Annotated in this window: 13 protein-coding genes; 3 read left to right on the top strand and 10 right to left on the bottom strand. The window is 62.4% G+C overall.

Features of this window, described 5'->3' with window-relative positions:
• The first annotated feature begins 91 nt into the window (after positions 1–91).
• Positions 92–970 carry an SHD1 domain-containing protein gene (locus ACILSQ_RS10710; RefSeq protein ID WP_395743615.1) on the top strand — a complete coding sequence of 293 codons (879 nt, stop codon included), beginning with the start codon at positions 92–94 and terminating at the stop codon, positions 968–970.
• On the opposite strand, the gene ACILSQ_RS10705 is transcribed toward ACILSQ_RS10710, so the two are convergent.
• The 6 genes from ACILSQ_RS10705 to ACILSQ_RS10680 all read right to left on the bottom strand — a co-directional run bounded on the left by ACILSQ_RS10705 (position 963) and on the right by ACILSQ_RS10680 (position 8,092).
• Positions 963–2,189, bottom strand: coding sequence for a hypothetical protein (locus tag ACILSQ_RS10705; protein ID WP_395743614.1), 1,227 nt, complete (start codon positions 2,187–2,189; stop codon positions 963–965). The two genes, ACILSQ_RS10710 and ACILSQ_RS10705, sit on opposite strands and share 8 nt — an antisense overlap.
• Positions 2,190–2,219: 30 nt before the next feature.
• Positions 2,220–4,745 (bottom strand): ATP-dependent Clp protease ATP-binding subunit, encoded by a 2,526-nt coding sequence (locus ACILSQ_RS10700; RefSeq protein WP_395743613.1) that lies wholly within the window; start codon positions 4,743–4,745, stop codon positions 2,220–2,222.
• A complete protein-coding gene (locus ACILSQ_RS10695; RefSeq protein WP_395743612.1) occupies positions 4,738–5,862 on the bottom strand; it encodes a protein arginine kinase in 1,125 nt (374 codons plus the stop codon). Before ACILSQ_RS10695 ends, ACILSQ_RS10700 begins: the two co-directional genes overlap by 8 nt.
• Positions 5,863–5,938: 76 nt before the next feature.
• A complete protein-coding gene (locus tag ACILSQ_RS10690) occupies positions 5,939–6,502 on the bottom strand; it encodes a UvrB/UvrC motif-containing protein (RefSeq protein ID WP_395743611.1) in 564 nt (187 codons plus the stop codon).
• A gap of 83 nt (positions 6,503–6,585) precedes the next feature.
• Positions 6,586–7,200 (bottom strand): HAD-IA family hydrolase, encoded by a 615-nt coding sequence (locus ACILSQ_RS10685; RefSeq protein ID WP_395743610.1) that lies wholly within the window; start codon positions 7,198–7,200, stop codon positions 6,586–6,588.
• A 34-nt stretch (positions 7,201–7,234) separates the two neighbouring features.
• Entirely contained in the window at positions 7,235–8,092 is an 858-nt protein-coding gene (locus ACILSQ_RS10680) for a platelet-activating factor acetylhydrolase IB subunit (RefSeq protein ID WP_395743609.1), read from the bottom strand.
• 219 nt (positions 8,093–8,311) lie between these two features.
• Here ACILSQ_RS10680 and fdhA point away from each other — a divergent pair, with 219 nt between their 5' ends.
• Positions 8,312–9,508, top strand: a complete 1,197-nt coding sequence (fdhA, locus tag ACILSQ_RS10675) for a formaldehyde dehydrogenase, glutathione-independent (RefSeq protein WP_395743608.1) — start codon at positions 8,312–8,314, stop codon at positions 9,506–9,508.
• Positions 9,509–9,711: 203 nt separating this feature from the next.
• Here the strand turns inward: fdhA and ACILSQ_RS10670 are convergent, their stop codons facing one another.
• Positions 9,712–10,344 carry a DUF2959 domain-containing protein gene (locus ACILSQ_RS10670; RefSeq protein WP_395743607.1) on the bottom strand — a complete coding sequence of 211 codons (633 nt, stop codon included), beginning with the start codon at positions 10,342–10,344 and terminating at the stop codon, positions 9,712–9,714.
• A 17-nt stretch (positions 10,345–10,361) separates the two neighbouring features.
• A complete protein-coding gene (locus tag ACILSQ_RS10665; protein ID WP_395743606.1) occupies positions 10,362–10,718 on the bottom strand; it encodes a glutaredoxin family protein in 357 nt (118 codons plus the stop codon).
• 122 nt (positions 10,719–10,840) lie between these two features.
• Between ACILSQ_RS10665 and ACILSQ_RS10660 the strand changes: the two genes are divergently transcribed.
• On the top strand, positions 10,841–11,686 hold the full coding sequence (locus tag ACILSQ_RS10660; RefSeq protein WP_395743605.1) for an SPFH domain-containing protein: 846 nt from the start codon (positions 10,841–10,843) through the stop codon (positions 11,684–11,686).
• 13 nt (positions 11,687–11,699) lie between these two features.
• Here the strand turns inward: ACILSQ_RS10660 and ACILSQ_RS10655 are convergent, their stop codons facing one another.
• Positions 11,700–14,042 carry an ATP-binding protein gene (locus ACILSQ_RS10655; protein WP_395743604.1) on the bottom strand — a complete coding sequence of 781 codons (2,343 nt, stop codon included), beginning with the start codon at positions 14,040–14,042 and terminating at the stop codon, positions 11,700–11,702.
• A gap of 114 nt (positions 14,043–14,156) precedes the next feature.
• Positions 14,157–16,346: an alpha/beta hydrolase family protein gene (locus ACILSQ_RS10650; protein WP_395743603.1), complete on the bottom strand. Its 2,190-nt coding sequence runs from the start codon at positions 16,344–16,346 to the stop codon at positions 14,157–14,159.
• Positions 16,347–16,382: the final 36 nt, after the last annotated feature.

Below are 16,382 nucleotides of genomic sequence, written 5' to 3'. Positions count from 1 at the left end.
CCGCCTGTGTTCCACAAGAGCTATTTAGACCTCTGGTGCCCGCTCTGTTATTCGGTTGTCGTCAGCCTTTCTCGTTTCATTTTGCGGCATCATGCGCCACCAACTGCACCGGCTGCCGGGGATCTCTGTGAGTGTGTTTTACCTCTGTCTGGCCGGTTCGGCGCTCCTGGCGGCCGAGCGTGTCTGGAAGGATGCCAGCGGCCAGAACGAGGTGCGTGCCGAACTGGTCAGCCACAAGGGGGGCAATGTCCTTCTTCGACGTGCGGACGGGATCGTCATCACCGTGCCGCTGGGCAGTTTGAGCAAAGAGGATCAGGAGTTCGTGGTTGGCGCTCCTCCGCCCGGGGAGGTTGACGTCTTGGTCGGAGAACTGGAGGAAATAGTGCTCCAGATCCCCAAGCCCATGTTCATCAGCGCCCCCGTCGTAGATCTAGGACTTCCCAACATGGAGAAGTTCGACGCCTCCAAGCGCATCAAGAGTTTCATGGCGCTTAAAGGCACCGTGAATGTGGCCAGGGGGAAAAAGGTCACCGCTTCGGATGCCGCGCCCATCATTGGCACGCTGGACCTCGTGACTGATGACGACGCCGATGGCGCCGACGGCAGCTTCGTGGAGCTGGCCCCTGGCAAGCAGTGGCTGCAGATTGACCTGGAAGCCGCGCACACACTGCAAAAAATCGTGGTATGGCATTATCACAGACAAGTTCGAGCCTACCTGGACGTGGTCATTCAGGTCTCGAATGATCCGCAGTTCAAAGAGGGTGTCACCACCCTGTGGAACTCCGATCATGACGACACCTCAGGCTTTGGAAAAGGCAAGGATCCCACGTATGTCGAGACCAACCACGGCCGCATCATTGAAGGCAAGGGTGCCAAAGCCCGCTATGTCCGTCTTTGGAGCAACGGCAACACGAGCGACGACATGAACCACTACTGCGAGGTGGAGGTCTTTGCCGTTCCGGTCAAGTAAGCGGCTGTGTCTGCTCCTTTCGCCCCGCGATCCGGGCAAACACTGCGGATACGGCCAGCAGGGCCGCGGGAAGGGTGGGCGGGCACCAGATCATGCTGGACTGAAAGGCCAGAAAGCATGCCACCAGCGCCGCGAAGATGCACAGCATGCCGCGCAGCAGGGCCTTCCGGCGGGGAACGAAAACGGCCAGGCACACTCCCACAAGGCTGGCGGCGCCCCAGATGATCCATTGCGCCCAGGTGGGAAGCAGCCGCAGGCGGGGCAGGGCCAGCACCTGGGCGAGCGCCTGCGCGTGCAGGCGGGCCAGGCCGTTCGGGCTGCCGTCATCGGTGCCGATCACGATCACCTTGTCCCCGGAGAGATGAGCCTTGTCCTGTGGCGAAAGGGCGTCAGCCAGTTCGGAGGTCATCAAATTGAGCGCGTCCACTTCAGGCACGGGCTGCTTCGGGTTCACGGTGAATTCGCCCGCGGTCGAGAGCGGGACAAAGGAACCGTTGGAGAGGTAGGCTCCCGCGCCAGGGCCCAGCAGCAGGCGCTGGGCGGCATAGGGTGTTTTGGATATGCGTGCCAGAGACTGGGCCAGGACGGTGGGCAGCAGGCGGCCGCTTTCCTGCACGGCGTAGGGCAGCCTGGCGGAGCCCTTGGCATCCGTTGGGATGGAGACGCCCAGCTCCGCCTGCCTCCGCATGAGATCATCTGGAGGTGAAATCAAGGCCCCCAGAGGAGGGACGGTGGCGATGTCTCCCCGCACCTTTTGAAAAGGAGGCAGCGAGTCTTCGAGCCCGCCCAGAAAGGCCGGCTTCCCAGGGCTGGCGGCGAGCTGGGCCTCCACACCCAGAACGATGCTGGGAAAGGGCGTCAGCGCCTGGGCGGCCTCACTCACAAACTCCGGGGATGGACGTCCCCAGAACAGCGTTTCGGGAATCACCAGCGCCGCAGGATTGTAACCCTGCAGGCCTTTCAGAACCATCTGCCAGTCCAGCGGGCGCGGCGGCCATCCGGCGTACTCCGCCTTGTCCGCCGCACGCATTTTCACCAGGACGACCGGCGAGGATGCGCTCGCGTCATTTCCGGGTGCGACAAAACGATCCCGAGCATTGGCGACGAGGAAGTCCAGGAACAGCTCATCCACCCGCTGAAACCGCCCCGCCCGATGCTCGCGATCCAACCACCAGCCGAGGCTGCCGAGGAGGATGACGAGAATCAGGGCACGGATCATGGCATGCGGTGCCCGGTGAAGTTCTCCCGTTTAGGGGGCGGGCGTTTCCGCCGGAACGTCCGTGATTTCGCGCTTTTCAGCGGCAAATTTCAGACGCTTGGTTTCTTCGTCATGCGAGACCTTGACGATGTCGCCCTCGCGGATGTCGCCGCGCAGGAGATGTTCGGCCAGAGGATCCTCGATGTTTTTCTCCACCGCACGGCGCATCGGACGCGCGCCATACTGCGGATCAAAACCTTCCTTCATGAGGAACTCACGGGCGCTGTCATCGAGCGAGATGTGGATGTTCTTCTTCTTGAGGCGGGTGACCACCTTGCTGACTTCGAGGTCCACGATCTTGTTGAGCTGCTCCTTCTCGAGCATGCGGAAGATGACGATGTCGTCCAGGCGGTTGAGGAACTCAGGCTTGAAGAACTTCTTCGCGGCTTCGGTGATCTTGCCCTTGATGCCGGCGTTGTCAGCGGCGTCTTCCTGCATGGCCATGAAGCCCAGGCTGGTCTGGCGCTTGATCTGCTCCGCACCGATGTTGGAGGTGAGGATGACGATGGTGTTCCGGAAGTCGATCTTGCGGCCGAAGTTGTCGGTCACCTGGCCTTCTTCCAGAATCTGCAGCAGCAGATGCATCACATCCGGGTGCGCTTTTTCGACTTCGTCGAACAAGATCACGGAGTAAGGGCGGCGGCGCACGGCCTCGGAAAGCTGGCCGCCCTCTTCATAACCGACATACCCCGGAGGCGCGCCGATCAGACGGCTGGCGGTGTGCTTCTCCATGTATTCGGACATGTCGATCTGGATCAGCGCCTCGGCGGTGCCAAACATGAACTCGGCCAGGTTCTTCGCCAGGAAGGTCTTGCCGACACCGGTCGGGCCGAGGAAGAGGAAGGAGCCAATCGGACGGCGCGGGTCCTTGAGGTCCGCGCGGGAACGACGCAGCGCCTTGCTGATGGCGATGACGGCTTCGTCCTGGCCGATGACCTTGCCCTTGAGCTCGGTTTCCATCTTGAGGAGCTTCTCGGCTTCGGCCTGCTCCATGCGCTGAAGCGGCACGCCGGTCCACTTGGACACGACGGACATGATGTCCTCTTCGGTCACATCCACGATGCGTTCCTGATTGTTGGAGCGCCAGGTTTCCAGCACGTCGTCAAAACGCTTCTTCGCGTTCTTCTCGCGGTCGCGCAGGTGGGCGGCTTTTTCGAAGTCCTGCTCCTTGATGGAGCCTTCCTTCTCGACACGGATCTCCTCGATCTCGGCTTCGATCACCTTCAGCTCCGGCGGGCGGGTCATGGCGGCGATACGGGCCTTCGAGCCGGCCTCGTCCATGATGTCGATGGCCTTGTCCGGCAGGAAGCGGGCGGGCAGGTAGCGCGAGCTCAGGTTCACGGCGGACTTGAGGGCGTCTTCCGTGTACTTGGCCTTGTGGTGCATCTCGTATTTGCCACGCAGGCCAAAGAGAATGCGGATGGCGTCCTCCACGGAGGGCTCCTCCACCTTCACGCTCTGGAAGCGGCGCTCGAGCGCGGAGTCCTTTTCGATGTACTTGCGGTACTCGTTCAGCGTGGTGGCGCCCACGCACTGCAGCTCGCCGCGGCTCAGCGCAGGCTTGATGATGTTGCTGGCGTCCATGGCGCCTTCAGCACCGCCGGCGCCCACGATGGTGTGCAGCTCGTCGATGAAGAGAATGACGTTCTTGTTGCGGCGGATTTCATCCATCACCGCCTTGATGCGCTCTTCAAACTGGCCGCGATACTTCGTGCCCGCGACCATCAGGGCGAGGTCGAGGGTGATCACGCGCTTGTCGCGCAGGATCTCAGGCACATTGCCGGCGGCGATCTCCTGGGCCAGGCCTTCCACGATGGCGGTCTTGCCCACACCGGCTTCGCCGATGAGCACCGGGTTGTTCTTGGTGCGGCGGCAGAGGATCTGGATGACGCGGGCGATTTCTTCCGAGCGGCCGATGACGGGGTCCATCTCGCCCTTGATGGCGAGTTCGGTGAGGTCGCGGCCAAAGGCTTTGAGCGCCGGAGTCTTCTCGTTCTTCTTCTTGTCGCCGGCCGGAGTGTTGCCGGTGGGGCTGACGGGTTCGCTTTCCTCCTCTTCCTCCCCTTCGTTCTGGGAGGAGAAGTTGGGGTCGAGTTCCTTGAGGATCTCGCTGCGGGCCTTGTCGAGGTTCACGTCCAGATTGCGCAGGACCTGGGCGGCCACGCCTTCGCCTTCGCGCAGAAGGCCGAGGAGAATGTGCTCCGTGCCGACGTAGCTGTGGTTCAGCGCCTTCGCTTCCTTGGAGGCCAGGGCCAGCACCTTCTTCACCCGCGGGGTGTAGGGGATGTTGCCGACCATTTTGGTTTCAGGTCCGGAGCCGACCTGCTGCTCCACCTGCATGCGCACGGTCTCGAGGTCGAGCCCGAGCTTGGTCAAAACGTTCACAGCGACACCCTGGCCGAGCTTGATCAGACCCAGGAGGAGGTGCTCCGTGCCGACGTAGTTGTGGTTGAATCGATCGGCCTCCTTGCGGGCAAGGGCCAGGACCTGTTGGGCGCGTGGGGTGAAATTATTCATCATTGGGGGTGGAGGGGCTGCCTCCGGGGTTGGATTGAGATGGTGGAAAGCTACCCGGCCCGTCGATGGATTGCAACCGGGCACGGGTTAAATCAGCGCGCATGCTGTCGCGCTCTTCAGGGGACAATTCACGCGCAGCATTGAGCTGCAGATGCGCGGGCTGGATTTCAAGAAGAAGCATGTCGATCAGGCTGCGGTCGCAGTTCCCGACGAGGTCGAGATCAGCGCCCAGACGCAGCATGGAAAGCAGGTTCAATGCCTCTTTCGAGGTCAGGATGTGCGCATAGCGCAGAATGGCGAAGGCCCGGCCGATCTGGTCCCGCAGCATCGTCTGGTGGTCTTCCTTCAGCTTGGCCCGGGCCGTCACTTCGGAGCGGACCACGCCCTCGATGACTTTTTCGATCTGGGCGATGATCTCCGGCTCCGCCTCCCCCAGCGTGTGCTGGTTGGAGATCTGGAAAAGGTTGCCCAGGGCTTCCGTGCCCTCCCCATAGAGACCGCGCACGGCCAGGCCGATCTTGCCGATGGCCTTGATCACCGGGTTGATCTGCTCCGTGAGCACCAGCGCCGGCAGGTGCAGCATGACGGAGGCGCGCATGCCTGTGCCGAGATTGGTGGGGCAGGCGGTGAGGTAGCCGAGCTTCGGGTCAAAGGCGTAGGGCAGCATGGCTTCCAGCTCCGTGTCCACGCGGTCCACCACCTCAAAGGCGCTGGCCAGGTTGAGTCCGGGGCGGATGCCCTGGATGCGGAAGTGGTCCTCCTCATTGATCATGATGGAGATGCTCTGCTTGCGGTCCACGACCACCGCGCAGCCGGAGGACCGCGCCGCATGCTCGCGGCTGACGAGATGGCGCTCCACCAGGACCTGTTTGCGGATCTTGCTCAGGTCCGTGTAGTCCTCGCTGTAGCCGTCCCGCATTTCCGGCAGGTCTTCCACCACGGGGCGCGCGCGCTCCAGCAGCTCGATGCGCTGACGCTCCTGGCTGAATCCGGGAAAGGGGTAGCCGCGCAGATTGCGGGCCAGCCGCACGCGCGAGGTCATGACGACGTCCGAATGAGGCCCCGTGCCCTTCATCCAGTCGGCAGGGTTCTTGATCAGGGTGGCGAAACGCATCATGAGAGTACGAAATGGGACGTTGCAGCAGAGATACGCGTTGAATGACGCGGATGGATCATTCCACCTGTGGAGCCCTTCATTTGGAGGCCTTGGGCTGGAGATTTTCGATCTCGGATTTCAATCTGGCGGCATCCTCGTAGCGTTCCTCTTTGACGGCCAGATCGAGCTCGGCGCGGAGCTTGGCAATGTCCGGCGGCGGCACAACGGGAGGAGGCGGCGGCACAGGCGCCTGAGGGGGCGGCTCCTTCAGGGGGGAGATACGCTGCCGTGGCAGCATCTGTGGCGCCGCGGGGCTGGTGTGGCTGGGGCGCTTGCCCACATGCCGCGTGCCCTTGTGCATGTTGCGCAGCAGACCGTCCAGCCCTTCGCGGAAGGCGGTGTAGCATTCCGGGCAGCCCATGCGGCCGATCTTTTTCAACTGGGACGCGGTGAAGCCGCAGGCGTCGCAGACGATCTCCATCGTGTCTGTTTCCGTCCGGTGAGACGGGCTGAGAAAGGCCTCCGCGAGACCGAAGCCGGTCTCCTCGGTCACGCCCTTGGCCTTCGAGCAGGTCTCACACAGGTTCACCGTGGTCATCTGACCGTTGATGATCTGGGTGAGAAACACCGTGGCCTCATTCTCGCAAACGTCGCATTTCATGGAAGTAATCGTGCATGCCTTTCATGCCACACTGGGTGATACGAACGGCAGCACGTACTGGTTATGACAGGTATTCGCCCCCGTCAACCGATGCCCTGAGCCTCCAGCCATTCATCCAGCTCGGCCTGAAGCTGGGAATGCTTCGCAAAACTGTAATGAAATGTCCGAAAACCCAGACGGGCCGCCGTGGCGATGTTGGGCTCCAGATCGTCGATGTAAAATGTGCGGGCGGGATCGAGGCCGAGCTGCGCCGCCGTCTTGAGAAAGATCTCCTCGCCCGGCTTGGCACAGCGCGCCGTGTGCGAGTACACGCCGTTCTGGAAGTGCTGGAAGATGGGGAACTCCCGCAGGAAGTAGGCCTTGTGCAGCTCGTTGGTGTTGGAGAGCAGGTGCATGGGCAGCCTGCCAGCCAGGGCGCCCAGCGTCGCATGCATCGGCTCATTCTGGGTAAAGATTTCGCACCAGATCGCCTCCATCTCCGCGGGCGTGCCGCGGAAGCCGGTGCGCGCCATGCCCTGGCGGATGAACTCCGCGTCATCCATGTCGCCCACTTCATACGGGGCCTTGATGTCGTCAAACAACGTCAGCACCGTCTCCGCGGGGTGGTCGCACTGCTGCGCCAGCCGCCGGGCGGCGATGCTGAAGTCGAAATCGATGAGAACTTTGCCGACGTCGGAAAGGATGGCGGGCTGGGGCATGGCTGTAAATGCGCGCTGGAAATACGGTGCCAGATTATTTCATCAGCTCGGCCAGCTTCGGACCAATGGCGTCAGCCCAGATCTGGTAGCCGGCCGCGGAGAGGTGCAGGAAGTCGGGCATGATCTCCTTGGTCAGCGCGCCGTCGGGCTGCGGGAACTTGCCGCCGATGTCGAGGAAGAAAACGTTCTTGCCGTCATCCAGCTTGGCGATGATGGCGTTCACCTGCTTGAGCTTTTCGTTGGCGGCGCCTAGCTTGCCGGTGGGCTTGTCGCCGCGCGGGAAGACGGCCAGCAGGAGGACCTTGGCCTGCGGCTGTTTTTCACGGATGGTTTTGACGATGGCGGCGACTCCTTTGGCGATGCCTTCGGCGGGATCGGAACCCACGTTGTTCGTGCCGATCATGAGCACGCAGGCCTTTGGCTTGAGAGGCGCCTCAAGCTCACCGTTTTGAATGCGCCACAGCACATGCTGCGTGCGGTCCCCGCCGATGCCGAAGTTCGCAGGTTCGTACTGGCCGAAAGCCTTGGACCAGACGTCCTTGCCATTGCCTGCCCAGCCCCTGGTAATGGAGTCACCGAGGAAGACGACCTGAGCCTTGCCCTCCTTGGCGACGGCCACGAATGACTCATGCAGCTTGGTGAAGTCGGGGTTGACCTTGCCGTCCTTCCCATACTTCTCCGCGGGCACGTCAGGCGCCTGGGGCGGCATGGCCACCGCGGGAGCGGCCGGAGCTGCGGCGCCTTCAAGGCCGCGGCCACTTTGAGTTCCAATGATGCCGCCAACGGCTGCACCGCTCAGGCCGCCTATGACAGGACCTTGAGCCGGAGTTTGGGCCCGAGCGGCCGCGGAGATGAGAAGAAGGGTGGAGAGAGCGAATGATGTAATTTTCATGCATGCGCATTGTGGCGGGCTGCTCGTGCCGAGGCAATGCGAAAGAGCATGGGGCTCCATTCGTTTAGTCACCCCGGCGCTGCCAGCCTCTCCCGGCCCCTGCATCGCCGGCTTCTGGCGGCGCGTGTTTTTCCTTCACCAAGATTGACGTGATCCGCCGGTTTTGACTAGCATGACCGGGAATTCCCAAAATTCAATCAACCACAACCACACACTATTATGCCAAGCAATCAAGGTGTCGCCTATATGGGGACCGGTAAGGTAGAGGTTCAGAGCATCGACTTCCCAAAACTGGAGCTGCGCGAACAGAAGCGCAAATGCCAGCACGGGGTCATCCTCAAAGTCGTCAGCACCAACATCTGCGGCTCCGACCAGCACATGGTGCGCGGTCGCACCACCGCTCCCCAGGGCCTGATTCTCGGCCATGAAATCACCGGCGAAGTCATCGAGACCGGCCGTGATGTGGAGTTCATCAAGAAAGGCGACATCGTCAGCGTGCCCTTCAACATCGCCTGCGGCCGCTGCGCGAACTGCAAGGAAGGCAAGACTGGCATCTGCCTCAATGTGAATCCTGCCCGCCCCGGCGCTGCCTACGGCTACGTGGACATGGGCGGCTGGGTCGGCGGTCAGGCCGAGTACGTCATGGTGCCCTACGCTGACTTCAACCTGCTGAAGTTCCCGGACCGCGATCAGGCCATGGCCAAGATCAAGGACCTCACTCTCCTCTCCGACATCTTCCCCACCGGCTACCACGGCGCCGTTTCCGCCGGCGTTGGCCCGGGCGCGACCGTCTATGTCGCAGGTGCCGGCCCCGTCGGTCTTGCCTGCGCAGCCTCCTGCCATCTCCTCGGCGCCGCCGTCGTCATCGTCGGTGATTTGAACAAGGAGCGCCTCGCCCAGGCCCGCCGCTTCGGCTGCGAAACCGTGGACGTTTCCAAGAGTGCCTCCGTGCAGGAGCAGATCGAAAACATCCTTGGCGTTCCGGAAGTGGACTGCGCCATCGACTGCGTGGGCTTTGAAGCCCGCGGCTGCGGCCACAACCACAGCAAGGAAGTTCCCGCCCAGGTGCTCAACAGCGTTATGGAGATCACCAAGGCAGGCGGTGCCATCGGCATCCCCGGCCTCTACGTCACGGGAGACCCGGGTGCCGTGGATGAAGCCGCCAAAGTCGGCAGCCTCTCCATCCGCATCGGTCTCGGCTGGGCCAAGAGCCACACCTTCGTCACCGGTCAGTGCCCCGTCATGAAGTACCATCGCCGCCTCATGATGGCGATCCTGCATGACAAGATCAAAATCGCCAAGGCCACCAACGTCCAGGTCATCTCCCTGAAGGGTGCTCCGAAGGGCTACACCGACTTCGACAAAGGTGCCGCCCGCAAGTACGTCATTGATCCGCACGGCATGATCAAAGCCTGATCTTTTCAGTCCTGATTGGTTGCGAAGCCCTCCTTGCTGCAAAGCAGGAGGGCTTTTTTCTTCTGGAGTACGATGGGCACTCCTGCCCGTCGATCAACGCTCCCGCCACCTCCCTCAATCTGCGAGACACAGCAACGTGTCGTCAAGGCCGTAGGTCAAGCGCGTGCGCATGCTGACGACACCTCTCCCAACCCCACGCTTCGTCACAGCGTCTGAATAAACTTGTCCGCCTCCGCAATCGACCGGTTCATCTGCTCCAGCAGCCGCTGAATGTCTCCCTGGATGTTGTCCGCCGTGCCACGCAGCGAGCCGATGGCCGCGGCGTTCAGGTTATGCTTCAAATAAAGCACCTGATCATGAAACTGCCGCAGCACCGGCTCCATCGTTGCCTCTGCTGCATGGAGTGAACGCGACAGCGGCTCAAACCGGCTGCGGGTGTCCGCCAGTTTGCGGCGGCTGTCCGCGGCCAGGGAGGCGCTCTCATACTGGCGGATCTCGCCTTCCCATTCGCGGAAGAGATCGCGCGCCACCGTGTCCACCTCGCGGATCTGGCTGCGCACCCGGTCTGCCTGGGACACGCAGTCTTCGTATTCGCCTTTGAAGCGGTTGTAGGCGGACTCTAGGTTGCCGCCGCTGTAGTTGGTCAGCTTTTTGAGCTGGGTCAGCGCATCCTGGAACTGCGCTCCCGCGTCCTTCTGCTCGCCACGGGCCTTTTTGACCGCGCTCTTGAGCAGGTCACGCTTTTCGTACCCCAGCTTTTCCCATGCGGCATAATAAACGGTGCTGCAGGCCGTGAGCGCGGCAGCCAGCGCGAAGAGGAAAAGCCGGGAACGCATGCGGAAGCGGATCAGAATCAGCCGACGAATTTCAAGGTGCCCACCTGGCCGGCGGCCATGGCCGCGTGCTGGGCGTCGGTGCAGGCGGAGTTGGTCGGGGCATCGGCGGGGGCCTCGTTCTTTTCCAGCAGGCCGTTCTCGCTCATCCAGGCCTCCACTTCAGCGCCGCTGATGTCGGCCAGCATGGTGCCGTTGATTTCCACGCAGGGGGAAAGCGGCTGGCCGCTCTTCTGCTCCATCTCCCAGCGGAACGCGGGGTTCTTGATGATGTCCTTCTCTTCGTAGGGGAGATCGTATTTGCGGAAGATGGCGCGGACGCCTTCGCTCCAGCCACAGTAGGTTTTCAGGTAGGCGGTGATTTTGGGTGTTTGCATAGCGCGTTGGGTTACGCCCCCAGCCTAGCGGACGATGCAGCGAATGCAAATGCGCTGTCCGGTTGGAAAATTCCCTTAAAATTCTCCGTGACGAGTTTCTCCATCGGCCCTTGAGTTGCACCATGAACGAACGCAGCGCTTTCGCCATTCCCGGCATCCTCGTCATTTTTGGGGCCCTGGGCCTCACGGCCTTCACCGTCTACAGGGATCCCCAGTTGATCCCCGCCATGGCGGTTCCGGCGGCCATTCTCGGCATTGTGGTCATCAAGGGGATTGCCGTTGTCTCTCCTAATGAAGCCCTGGTGCTGACCTTCTTTGGCAAATACAGCGGCAGTGTGGTGGAGAACGGCTTCTGGTGGGTCAACCCCTTTGCCGGACGGCAGAAGATCTCGCTGAAGATCGCCAATTTCCAGAGCGAGCAGCTCAAGGTGAATGACGCCCATGGCAACCCCATCGAAATCGCCGCCGTGATCGTCTGGCGTGTGGTGGACTCCGCCAAGGCCACCTTTGCCGTGGAGAACTGCAACAACTTCGTCCGCCTTCAGGGAGAGACGGCGCTGCGCCATCTCTCCAACCTCTTCCCCTACGAGCCTCATGCGCCGGGAGAGATCGCCCTGCGCAGCCACCCCGCGGAGGTGGCCAGCCAGCTCCGCGCGGAGCTGGCGGAACGCACCAGCGTCGCGGGCATTGAGGTCCTGGAGGCCCAGCTCAGCCACCTGGCCTACAGCCCGGAAATCGCCCAGGCCATGCTGCGCCGCCAGCAGGCGCAGGCGGTGCTGGCCGCGCGCCAGATCATCGTGGATGGCGCCATCAGCATGGTGGAGATGGCGCTGCGCAAGCTGGAAACCGACGGCATCGTGCAGCTCGACTCCGCCTCCAAGTCCACCATGGTGAACAATCTGCTCGTCACCCTGGTGTCTGAAAATCACATCCAGCCCGTGCTTTCGACTGCGTCGATGAAGGGCTGAGGGCCGTGTTCCGTCACAGGGTCATGCTCTTGACCGGCGTCTCCTCCCAGCCGTCCGCCTGGTTCAGGACGAGGCTCAGTGTGGTCATCACGGTTTGCGCGGAGTAGGGCTTGGGCAGGAAGTGCCGCACGCCCATCTCGGCCACCTTGGCGGGACCGCCCAGGTGCGAGACGCCGCTGGAGGCGATGATTTTCACGTCAGGGTTGATGCGCTGCAGCATCTGGATGGTCGCCGGGCCGTCCATGACCGGCATCATCATGTCCGTCAGCACCACCGCGATCTCTGCATTGTGCTGGGAGTAGAGCGCCACCGCCTCCACGCCGTCAGCCGCCACCAGGGTGCGGTAGTCCAGCGCCTCCAGCGTCTGCCGCGTGGTGGTACGGATGGCCTCCTCGTCATCCACGATCAGAATCAGCTCGCCGTTGCCATGCGGCATCGGCTGCTCCTGGACTGGCGGCTGCTCCTGCGCGGGCGGCGGCAGGCTGCATCTGCCGGTGTTCGGCACGGCGGGCAGGCAGATGGTGAAGGTGGTCTCCTGGCCTGGCTCGCTGGTGACGGTGACGAAGCCGCCATGGCTCTTGGTGATGCTGAGAACGGTGGAAAGGCCGAGACCCGTGCCCTTGCCGACTTCCTTGGTGGTGAAGAAGGGGTCGAAAATCTTGTCCACCACCTCGTGGGGGATGCCGCTGCCGGTGTCGCTCACGCTGAGCATGACATAGGCTCCGGGTTTGGCGTCCATCTGCTTGGCGGCCGCGGCTTCATCCAGGATGGCGCTGCGCGCGGTGATGGCGATGGTGCCGCCACCGGGCATGGCATCCCGCGCATTCACGCACAGGTTGAGAAGGATCTGGTGCAGCTGCGTGGCATCGCCCAGGAAGGAGGGCAGGTCCTCCGGCAGGCTGCTGATGCAGTGGATGTTCTTCGGGAAGGTGTCCTGGACGAAGTGCTGGATGTCCTTGATGAGCGGCCCGGCGTGCAGCTCCGTACGCTTGCCCTCCACGCCGCGCGCAAAGGTGAGGATCTGCCGCACCAGGTCCGCGCCGCGCCGGGCGCTGGCTTCAATGCCGCCCAGAATGGCAAGCGTGCGCTCATTGGTATGCGTGAGCCGCAGCAGCTCGATGGACATGAGGATGGGCGTGAGAACGTTGTTAAGGTCATGCGCGATGCCGCCCGCCAGCGTGCCCACGCTTTCCAGGCGCTGGGCGCGCAGAAACTGCTGCTCCAGCTTTTTCTTTTCCGTGACGTCCGTCACGATGCCGAGGAAGCCGGTGACCTCGCCGTCGTCGTCCAGCATGCAGGTCATGCTGAGGGACACTGCCACGCGGCTGCCGTCCTTCCGCACATAGCTGCACTCACGCTCGCGGATGATGCCGCAGTTCGCGTAGGCCACGTAGATGTCGAAGCCCGGCGCCACCGCCATGCCCGTCTCCCGGGCGAGGTCTCCCGCCATGCGCTCCAGCTCGGGCGAATCGTGAAACAATTCCGGCGTGAGGCTGCCGACCACCTCCTGGCGTGAGTAACCGGTCAGCTTCTCGGCGCCGCAGTTGAAGGTGGCGATCAGGCCCTTCGTGTTCATGCTGATGATCCCGCAGGCCGCGCTCTCCAGCACCGCATTCTGCAGATAGGTCAGCTCCTGCACCCTCAGGCTGGTGTCGATGAGCCGCTCCATCGTGGAGATCTGGCCGCGCGTCAGCAGCAGCGCCGTGCCCAGGGTGATGCCTCCTGTCACGGCCATCTGCAGCCAGTTCAGCAGGGTCAGGTGCTCGTTGATGTCGGTGTTGACCACGATCATCTTCTGGGCCGCCTGCTCCAGGAAGCCCGCCATGGCATCGCAGTGCTCCGTCAGTTTTTCGCCCATGCCGCCGAGCAGGGTCACGGTGGCGTTGGTGCGGGGGTAGAGCTTCTTCATCACCCCGGCCGCTTTCAGATAGCTGGCATGGGCCTCCTCCAGCTTTTTCAGAATATCGGCCAGTTGCCTCCCGGTGGCGTGCCTCACCAGCGTGCCGGAATGGATGGACTCCTCGCAGGTGTTCATGAGACCCCACACAAGGTCAATGCGCCCCAGGTAGTAGGTTTGCAGCGGCTGTGTGCTGCGCTCGGCCTGCAGCATCAGGCGGCTCAGCACCTGGCTGTCCGTGCGCTGCCGCCCCAGCAGGTTCACGGCGTTCACCGTGGAGGAGCGCTCCTGCTCCAGGCTGGCGCCGATGCTCCCAAACACCACAAAACTCAGCACAAGCAGCAGCGCGCACCCGCCAAAGATGAGCCACAGACGTCTGAAAAAGTGCCTCAGATTGGGCAGCTCCTGGCGCGCCGGCAGGGAGAATACGGGTTTCTTCAAAAAATTGGTCACGCTCATCGCGTGATACCATAGGTGAAGCGCCGCTGGCATCCCTTGGCAATTGATTCAAAACCGCCTAAGCCTTTGCCGGGTCACCGCACGCGCGCCTCCGAGCCTTTTAAATGCCGAAATTCACTTCCACCCCAGCTTCTGCTTCAAGAACTCGAACGTCCCCACGCCGTGGATGGTGTGCGGGCCGTCGAAGTGCTCGATGGTGGTGCGGTCGCCGATGAGGAGCTTGTTGTACAGGCGGCGGACTTTGGCGTACTCGTAGTTGACCCATTCGTCGATGCCCACGCCGTCATTGTGGCCGCGCTCGACCATGAAGGGGCGCGGGGCGATGAGGGCGGCCATTTCGGCGTAGTTGAAGGTGCGGCCCATGTTCCATTCCCAGATTTCATACTCATGGGTGTGGATGTAGCTCATGGGCATGTCGCTGCTCACGCATTTGCGCACCCATTCATTGAAGTCGCCGCTGCAGATGCTCAGGCAGTAGTCCTTGAGCACGGCGGGCGTACGCATGGCGGATTTGCCGCCGTAGCTCAGGCCGTAGAAGGCGATCTTCTCCGGCTGGGTAAAAGGCTGCGCCTTCAGCCATTCGAGAATGCGCTGGTGCTGGCCGTTGATGACACTGTAAAGCGTGAGCCCCAGCGGGTTGAGCTTCCGCTGCAAAGTGCGGAACGCATCCTTGCCACGGTAGGGATTGTGCGGGGCGAAGGTGATGAAGCCCTGCTCGGCCAGCCGCAGCGTGAAAGCCTTGTAGGGAGCATACGCCTTCTGCGTCTCATCCGTGGTGATCGTGTCCTCCGGAATGCCCTCCAGTCCATGCTGGCAGACAACCACAGGCCGCTTCTCCCCGGGCTTGAGGTCCTTCGGCAGGCACAGCCAGCCCCAGGCAAAGACATCCTCCCACACATCCATCGTCACCTCGTAAATCCTGACCTTGTCCGTCTCGCGCACGAATCTGCTTTTGGCATTCACCGGCAGATTCGGATCCGGCAGGCGGCCGATGACTTCATTCCAAAAACGGTCGCGTTCGCTGGCGGTGTGCTTTTCAAAGTCCGCCACGGATTTGAGCGGCAGCTTGTCCCAGAACTCCTTTTTACGCTCCAGTTCCGTCGTCACCAGCAGGCGCTGCGTGAAGGCCTCCAGCTCACGCACCATGCGTTTCTGGCGCGTCGCGTCCACCTTGGCGCGCTGCTCGTTTTTCTGCGGCATGATCGGCTCGATGCGCTTCACAAGCTGTCCCGCCACATCCGCGGGCAGCAGATGAGTGACCACTTCCTTCAGGCCATGCTCCTCGGTCGCCAGCATGAGCCAGTCGCCCGGCACGAGGGCTTTGGCACGGGCGCCTTCCGCCTTCACAGCTTCGAGCGAAGGTTTGGTGACTTTGCCGGGCGCGGCGATGTTGCGTTCCCCCGGCTTCGCCTCGGGCGGCCCCTGCACATTGGGGAAGCCGAGGTTTTGCACCACCAGTGGGCGCGGCCCGATCAGAGAGGCCACTTCGGCATCGCCAAAGTCGCGCAGCAGATTGAAGACATTGCGGTAGATCGGCTCGGCCCACACGCCTTCCCGCGGTTCAAAGCAGCCCCAGACATACACCGAGCTGATGCGCTCGTCGATGGCACCGGAATACAGGGCAATCAGGCCGCCTTCGCCGAGTCCGGCCACCAGCAGCGGCAGCTTGGGCTGCGTGCTGAAATAATCGACCAGTGACAGCATCTTCTGCACTTCGTAGCCGATGATGTGCCGCCCCAGCTCGTAGGACTGGCGGTAGATCCACTCACGGTGCGGCACGTTCGTCTTCACGCCAAACTTGTCGTTCGTGCTGAACTCGCTGCCGCGGCTGACGATCGCCGGAATGACGATTTCGCAGCCGCTGTAGGCCAGCATCGCATCATTCGCCAGCTTCTCTGGATCGGTGTCGGCATCCGGGATGTAGATCACCCGTGCCACGGGCTTGTCTTTCGGCTGAATCAAAATGCCCTCGCCATGCACGCCGTCAAAGACTGGCCAGCGCACCCGCAGAATGCGTGCGGCGTCGGTTTCTGCGAGCAGCGCAGGAGATGAGGTGTCACCCACCAGCTCCAGCGCCGTGATGGGCAGGCGCTCATCCACGGCACCGAGGATGGCCTTCAATTTTTCGCGCGTCGGCTTGCGGCCTGTCTTCGACTGCTCGATGAGGCGCAGCGCCATCTTGTCGATGCCAGCCACCATGGTGGCGGAGAAATCAGGATTGGGCTCCAGCGGCTGCGTGCCCGGCAGAATTTGCGCCTGCAATGATGATGCGATGAGAAGGGAGAGGAGGAGAGGTCGGATCATGGAAGATCAAACGCCCTCTGCGCCCGCCGCCTTGCG

Source organism: Prosthecobacter sp., from assembly GCF_044227185.1.
Lineage (GTDB): Bacteria > Verrucomicrobiota > Verrucomicrobiia > Verrucomicrobiales > Verrucomicrobiaceae > Prosthecobacter.
The sequence above is the reverse complement of the archived record's forward strand: the minus strand, read 5'-3'. Positions and strand labels throughout refer to the sequence as shown.